The sequence below is a fragment of the Caulobacter sp. genome, assembly GCF_049283275.1.
Classification (GTDB): domain Bacteria; phylum Pseudomonadota; class Alphaproteobacteria; order Caulobacterales; family Caulobacteraceae; genus Caulobacter.
Genome location: NZ_JBAPVS010000140.1, coordinates 1 through 6,132 on the forward strand (window position 1 = coordinate 1; position 6,132 = coordinate 6,132).

Below are 6,132 nucleotides of genomic sequence, written 5' to 3' on the forward strand. Positions count from 1 at the left end.
GAGGGGGATTGCTGAGTCGGCGGGTGAAACCCCCTCCGGCCCTCCGGGCCACCTCCCCCAAGAGGGGAGGATCTAGTGCGAACTACCGCAAGAACGCTCGCCCCGCCGCGAAGTCCCCCACCTCCACATAGGCCCGCCGCACCACGTCCGCGCCGTCGCGGCCGGCGAACACGAACTCGATGGTGGCGGCCTCACGCGGGTCCAACCGGCTCATGGCGTCAGCCGCCTCGCGCGGAAAACGGAACGACAGGCCCGTCTTGGCGCCGATCGGCAGCAAGGTGACGGGCGCCATGTCGCGGGTTTCGGCCCCGAACACCCGGCTGGCGTTGCGCGGCGCGGCGTTGGCGGCCAAGCCCTTGGCGTTGCCGGCGTTGAGATACGGCCCCTGGGTGCGCAGGGTGTCGCGCAGGATCAGGCGGGCGGCGTAGGGCTGGGCGTTGTCGGCGAAGGTCGCCACCGCCAGCATGTCATTGGCCCGGCCCGACAGGCCGAACATCAACCGGTCGCGTCCGAACCCGACCGGTTGTGACAGTCGCCAGAGCGGGATGGTCGCCGAGACCGAACGGTCGGCCTGCCAGGTCGCGCGGTCGCCGGGATAGGTCGTCCGCAGCATGGTTGAATAGCCGTCGAAGGCCTTACGCACACGGCCGGCGGCGGTCTGCAGGTCCGCAGAGTCACAGGCCGCCGCCCCGGCCTTGGCCCGAGCCCGCTGCTCGACGGCCTGGACCTGGACCTCGCTGGCGCCCGAACGCAGGGCCGCGCCGCGCGCCTGAGCGCGGGCCGCGTCCAGCGCCGAGCCCACGGCGGGCTTGAACAGCCGGCAGCGGGCGTCGGCCGAGGTCATCAGCGTGCGCTCATAGAGCTGGTCGGCGGCGGTGGCGGCATGGGCCTGACCCGACGCGCCGATCCCGGCGGTCGCGACGAAAATCCCTAGCCACCGCGCCGTCACGACTCCAAAGGTCTTTCTTGACGTCATAGTCTCGTATTCTGCGAGAGCGGTTCAGCAGGCAGCCTTAGGGCGCCGAGGTTTCGGTTCAGTTAGCGATGCTACTTTCCACGGATATCTGGGTCGGCGCGTTGATCCGCCGCGCCGAACTGGGCGGCGCCTTCGCCATGGTGGCCCGCAAGGGCGATCCACGGGCCGGGGCGGTTCTGGTCAAGGCCGTCGACCGCCGCGCCAACACCGCCAAGCTCTACAGCGAAGCCACGCGCGGCGACGGCGAACGCTTCTGGATGCAGCCGGTCCGTTCCGACTTCGAGCCGGACCTCGACGCCTATGCCGAACGCGCCGCGCGGATCGATCCGGATATCTGGGTGGTCGAGATCGAGGACCGGGAGGGGCGGCACTTCCTGACGGAGCCTGTGGAGGCCGATCCGGCCTGACGCCCCCTCCGTCGGGCTTCGCCCGCCACCTCACCCGTGAAGCGGGGGAGGTGGCATGGCGGGTCCCGCCGTTTCTACTCCCGCCGAAACGTCGCCACCAGCACGTCGCGCCGCGCCGGAGCGCCCGCGACCAGCGGGTGGATCGCGGTCACCCCGTGCATCACGCGGTGGTCGTCGAGGAACACCGTGTCGCGAGGCTGCTCCAGGGTGAAGGCCCCCAGCCGGGCGCCGTCGGGGGTGAAGATGTCGGTGACCCCGCTGGCGACGTTGTGGCGCTCGACCAGCATGACGATCACCCAGTCCACCCCGTCGCGGTGCGCGCCCTCGGGCGTGGGCAGGCCGGCTTCGCCGTCGCCGGCCTCGATGCGGAACTGGTGCAGCTCCACGTGCCAGCGGGCGGGCGGGTCGACCGTCAGGGGGTGGAACAGGGCCAGGCCCGTCGCCAGCAGGCCCTGCGTCACCGGATGGCGGGCGATCGTGTCCAGCACGGGCTCGAACCAGCGCTGCACCCCGCCGTTGAGGCCGTTGTAGTCACGGCTCTGATAGTGCGGCTGGTGCGGCTTGCGAACGACGCTGTCGGGCGAGGCCGAGAAGGCCGCGAAACGCCGCCGACGATAGCGGCCGCCGTCGGCCATGAAACGGTCCAGGCCCAGGTCGTTCCAGCTTTCGGCGAAGACGTCCCATTCGGCCACGGCCTCCGGGCCGAGCAGGGCGTCGGTGTCTTCGGGAAGGACGCGGCGGAAGCCGGTGTCGCCCAGGGCGGCGGCGATGTCGCGCGTCAGAAGTCCGGACGAGGTCATGTGGGGCGGGATCAAGCGGCGCCTCCGCGGGAACGAGGCCTCCACATGGGGCGCCCGGGCGCTCGCGCCAAGCCTCGGTCCTGTACCAGCGTCTTGTCCAGAAATCCCATTTCAAACACCGTTAACCCTGATCCTAAACCGGAACGAAAGCTCGATGCGGCACCTTGACGCACGTCTCTCATCCGCCGCCGCCAGGCCTCAGCAAGGTTCCGATGCTCTTCCTGCTCAACGACGTCGTCCTCAGCGTTGACACGGACGAACTGGCCCTGCCGCTCGCCCCAGATCTTTTCGCGAAGGTGTCGCTGACCTACGTCACCAAGCTGGGCCAGGAGCTGTACGCCGCCGAACCGCTGCTGCATCTCAAGGATCCTGAAAAGGCTCAGCGCCTGGCCGCCCTGATCATGGCCAAGGCCCCGGACGTCAATGCGGCCCTGTTCATCGCTCCGTCGCGCGGTTGCCTGGTCGAGCACGTGCAGGCGCGCTACGCGCAGCTCAGTTTCGAAGTCATGGGATCGCTGTTCCAGCAGCAGAAGCTGGGCTCGCTGACCAATGTGGAAGCCGACCGTCAGGTCTGGCGGCGTCTAGCGGCCTGACCGCCACGCCTGGAAGCGAGTTTCCGGCCGAAAGACCTGGGTCGCCTAACGGAACAGGCCGACCAGGCTGAACAGCCAGCTCAGGATCACCGCCACCAACACCAGGCCGACAACCGCCACGCCGAAGCACAGGGCGTTGCCTTGGGGGGTGCAGACGCCGCGCTGGTGGCGCGGTTCGTGGACCATAGCCATTGTCGTTTCCTCGTTCGCGGCCGCCCCTCTGTGTGGGCAGGTCCGAAGTAGCGTCAGCATGACTCTAAAACCCCGAACTGACTAGGGCTATTCCTGCGTTTTCGTAGGTCGGGTACGGGGCCAGATGTCGCACCGCCCGCGCTGCGCCGCGCCCGCGCGGCGTCGGCAGAGGGTGACAAGGCGGCCCGGTGGCGCTAACCCCCGGGGATGAGCACCTCCCTCGCCCTCGAGGCCGCCCGTCGGCGCACCTTCGCGATCATCAGCCACCCCGACGCCGGCAAGACCACCCTGACCGAGAACCTGCTGCTGGCCGGCGGCGCGATCCGCGCGGCCGGGGCCGTGCGGGCCCGCGGCGCGGCGCGTCGCACCCAGTCCGACTGGATGAAGATCGAGCGCGAGCGCGGGATCTCCGTGTCGGCGTCGGTCATGACGTTCGACCACGACGGCCTGATGTTCAACCTGCTGGACACCCCGGGCCACGAGGACTTCTCGGAAGACACCTACCGCACCCTGACGGCCGCCGACGCGGCGATCATGGTGCTGGACGCCGCCAAGGGCATCGAGCCCCAGACCCTGAAGCTGTTCGAGGTGTGCCGCCTGCGGGACATTCCGATCATCACCTTCATCAACAAGATGGACCGCGAGGCCCAGGACCCGTTCGAGCTGCTGGACGAGGTGTCGTCGAAGCTGGCCCTGGACCCCGCGCCGCTCTACTGGCCGGCCGGTTCGGGCGGTCGCTTCAAGGGCATGCTGGACCTGCGCGGCCAGAAGTTCATCCCCTACGCCAAGAAGAGCTCGACCGACGACGAGGGTCATCCCGATCCGGTGGCCCTGAACTCAAACGCCATCAGCCGCTTCCTTGACCCCGAAGAGCAGGCCGAGGTGGAGGAGGGCGCCATGCTGGTGTCCGAGGCCGCCAAGCCGTTCGACGTGCAATCGTTCCTCGAAGGCCACATGACGCCGGTGTTCTTCGGCTCGGCCCTGCGCCATTTCGGGGTCAACGAACTGCTGGCCGGCATCGGCAGCTACGCGCCGCCGCCGCATCCGGCCAAGGTCAACAAGGGCGGCGTCGACACCCACGTGGCCCCCGGCGACCCCGAGGTCTCGGGCTTCGTGTTCAAGGTCCAGGCCAACATGGACCCCAATCACCGCGACCGGATCGCCTTCCTGCGCCTGACCAGCGGCCGCTTCACCCGCGGCATGAAGCTGAAGGCCCAGAACACCGGCAAGGCCATGAGCGTCAACGCGCCGATCATGTTCTTCGCCTCCGACCGCGAACTGGCCGAGGACGCCTTCGCCGGCGACGTGATCGGCATCCCCAACCACGGCGTGCTGCGCGTGGGCGACAGCCTGTCGGAGAGCGGGACCCTGCGCTTCGCCGGCCTGCCCAACTTCGCCCCGGAAATCCTGCGCCGCGTGCGGGTCAAGGATCCGCTGAAGGCCAAGCACCTGAAGAAGGCGCTGGAAGGCCTGGCCGAGGAAGGCGTGACCCAGCTGTTCCGCCCGATGATCGGCAGCTCCGACTTCATCGTCGGCGCCGTGGGCCAGCTGCAGTTCGAGGTCATGGCCGACCGCCTGGCCAACGAATACGCCCTGGACTGCATCTTCGAGGCCGCCCCCTACGCCGAGGCCCGCTGGATCACCGGCGAGCGCGCCGATGTCGAGGACTTCATCAACAAGCACCGCTCGGCCATGGCCCACGACATCGACGAGCAGCCGGTGTTCCTGGGCAAGTCGAGCTGGGAAATCGGCTATGTCGCCGAACGCTTCCCCAAGGTGCGGTTCGAGCGGACCAAGGAACGGGGTTAGGCGCGTCCGGCGTCGCCTTCGACTTTTCTCGGCCCCCAGGATGCGGCTAGGAGAGAAGACGGAACCTGGAGACTGCGCATGTCCGCCGACGCCCCGCTCGCCATCGGTCTGGTCGCCCACGACGACAAGAAGGCGGCCCTGGTCGATTGGGCCATGGCGCACCAGGCGTTCCTGGCCCGGCACAGACTCTACGCCACCGGCACTACGGGCGGACGCATCCTCCAGGCGCTGCCGGATCTGGACCTGACCCGCCTGAAGAGCGGCCCGCTGGGCGGCGACCAGCAGCTGGGCGCCTTGCTGGCCGAAGGGCGGCTGGACATGCTCGTGTTCTTCGTCGACCCGCTGTCGCCCCAGCCGCATGACGTCGACGTCAAGGCGCTGATCCGCATGGCGACCCTGGCCGACGTCCCGTTCGCCTGCAACCCGGCGACGGCCGACCTGATCGTGGCGGGGCGTTAGCCGGCTTCCACTAGCCCGGGAACTTCAGCAGGTTCGGCCTCGGGATCGCGGCCTTGAACGTGCCGCGGGTCTTGGCGGTGTCGAGCCCGAAGTCGGCCCAGGCGCGCAGGAAGCCGGCGGCGGGCGTGGCGTCGGACAGCGGCGACAGGACCAGCACGGGGCGGGCGGCCAGCAACTTGCGGGCTTCGGCCCAGGCTTCGGGCTCGGCCGTGGCGTAGGCGCCGTCGCTTGCCACCAGCTCGGCGGCCAGGGCCGGGTCGGCGAAGTGCAGCGTCACGGCGGTGTCGGTCGGCAGGTCGGCCAAGGCGGTCAGGGCCTCGATCACCCCGGTCAGCACCATCTTGGCCCCGTTGACCCGGCGCTCGCCGCCGGCCGCGCCGGCCAGCGTCCCGTCGGCGTTGCGGCGCACATGGGCCCAGCCGCCATAACCGGGATCGGGTTTGCAGAGCGAGGCGGTCCAGAGGTCGACGGAAGCGGTCATGGCCCCTTGTTTAAAGGCGGGACCGAAAGCTGGCCAGAGGGGAGGGCGTTCGTGACGAACGCCGTTCTGCGAGGCATGCTCGCGTATCCACCGAGTCGGAGCCTGGCATGCTGGATCTCGTGCTCGCCATCCTGCACCACCTGCTGGTCCTGTCGCTGGCGGGCCTTCTCTTCGTGGAGAGGGTCTTGGCGAGGCCCGGCTTGGGCGGCTCGTCCTTGAGGATTCTGGTGAAGATGGACGCCGCCTACGGCGCGGCGGCGGGGCTGATCCTGGCGGTGGGGTTCTGCCGCGTCTATTGGGGCGCCAAGGGCGCGGCCTTCTATCTGGAGAATCCGCTGTTCTGGGCCAAGATCGCCGCCTTCGCGGTGGTCGGGCTGCTGTCGATCCTGCCGACGATCGTCATCCTGAGGTGGAG

9 protein-coding genes are annotated in these 6,132 nt (G+C 69.2%); 5 read left to right on the forward strand and 4 right to left on the reverse strand.

What is annotated here, in order from left to right:
• Positions 1-82 precede the first annotated feature (82 nt).
• Positions 83-976 carry a hypothetical protein gene (locus WAL33_RS06865; RefSeq protein WP_422179780.1) on the reverse strand — a complete coding sequence of 298 codons (894 nt, stop codon included), beginning with the start codon at positions 974-976 and terminating at the stop codon, positions 83-85.
• A 68-nt stretch (positions 977-1,044) separates the two neighbouring features.
• On the opposite strand from WAL33_RS06865, the gene WAL33_RS06870 reads away from it, so the two are divergent.
• Positions 1,045-1,383, forward strand: coding sequence for a DUF1491 family protein (locus tag WAL33_RS06870; protein WP_422179782.1), 339 nt, complete (start codon positions 1,045-1,047; stop codon positions 1,381-1,383).
• A gap of 74 nt (positions 1,384-1,457) precedes the next feature.
• Here WAL33_RS06870 and WAL33_RS06875 read toward each other — a convergent pair whose 3' ends face one another.
• The gene (locus tag WAL33_RS06875; protein WP_422179796.1) at positions 1,458-2,183 is read right to left on the reverse strand and encodes a 2OG-Fe dioxygenase family protein; all 726 of its coding nucleotides are present in this window, start codon (positions 2,181-2,183) and stop codon (positions 1,458-1,460) included.
• A gap of 212 nt (positions 2,184-2,395) precedes the next feature.
• On the opposite strand from WAL33_RS06875, the gene WAL33_RS06880 reads away from it, so the two are divergent.
• On the forward strand, positions 2,396-2,776 hold the full coding sequence (locus WAL33_RS06880; protein WP_422179784.1) for a hypothetical protein: 381 nt from the start codon (positions 2,396-2,398) through the stop codon (positions 2,774-2,776).
• Positions 2,777-2,821: 45 nt separating this feature from the next.
• Here the strand turns inward: WAL33_RS06880 and WAL33_RS06885 are convergent, their stop codons facing one another.
• Entirely contained in the window at positions 2,822-2,968 is a 147-nt protein-coding gene (locus tag WAL33_RS06885; protein WP_422179786.1) for a hypothetical protein, read from the reverse strand.
• Between the two features lie 207 nt (positions 2,969-3,175).
• Here WAL33_RS06885 and WAL33_RS06890 point away from each other — a divergent pair, with 207 nt between their 5' ends.
• Both WAL33_RS06890 and WAL33_RS06895 read left to right on the forward strand, forming a co-directional pair.
• Complete coding sequence (locus tag WAL33_RS06890) at positions 3,176-4,777, forward strand: peptide chain release factor 3 (RefSeq protein WP_422179788.1); 1,602 nt, start codon at positions 3,176-3,178, stop codon at positions 4,775-4,777.
• Positions 4,778-4,855: 78 nt separating this feature from the next.
• Positions 4,856-5,236, forward strand: a complete 381-nt coding sequence (locus WAL33_RS06895) for a methylglyoxal synthase (protein WP_422179790.1) — start codon at positions 4,856-4,858, stop codon at positions 5,234-5,236.
• A gap of 10 nt (positions 5,237-5,246) precedes the next feature.
• Here the strand turns inward: WAL33_RS06895 and WAL33_RS06900 are convergent, their stop codons facing one another.
• Positions 5,247-5,717 (reverse strand): ribonuclease H, encoded by a 471-nt coding sequence (locus tag WAL33_RS06900; RefSeq protein ID WP_422179792.1) that lies wholly within the window; start codon positions 5,715-5,717, stop codon positions 5,247-5,249.
• 107 nt (positions 5,718-5,824) lie between these two features.
• Between WAL33_RS06900 and WAL33_RS06905 the strand changes: the two genes are divergently transcribed.
• Positions 5,825-6,132, forward strand: a 308-nt coding sequence (locus WAL33_RS06905; protein WP_422179794.1) for a DUF2214 family protein, incomplete at its 3' end; no start/stop codon positions are given.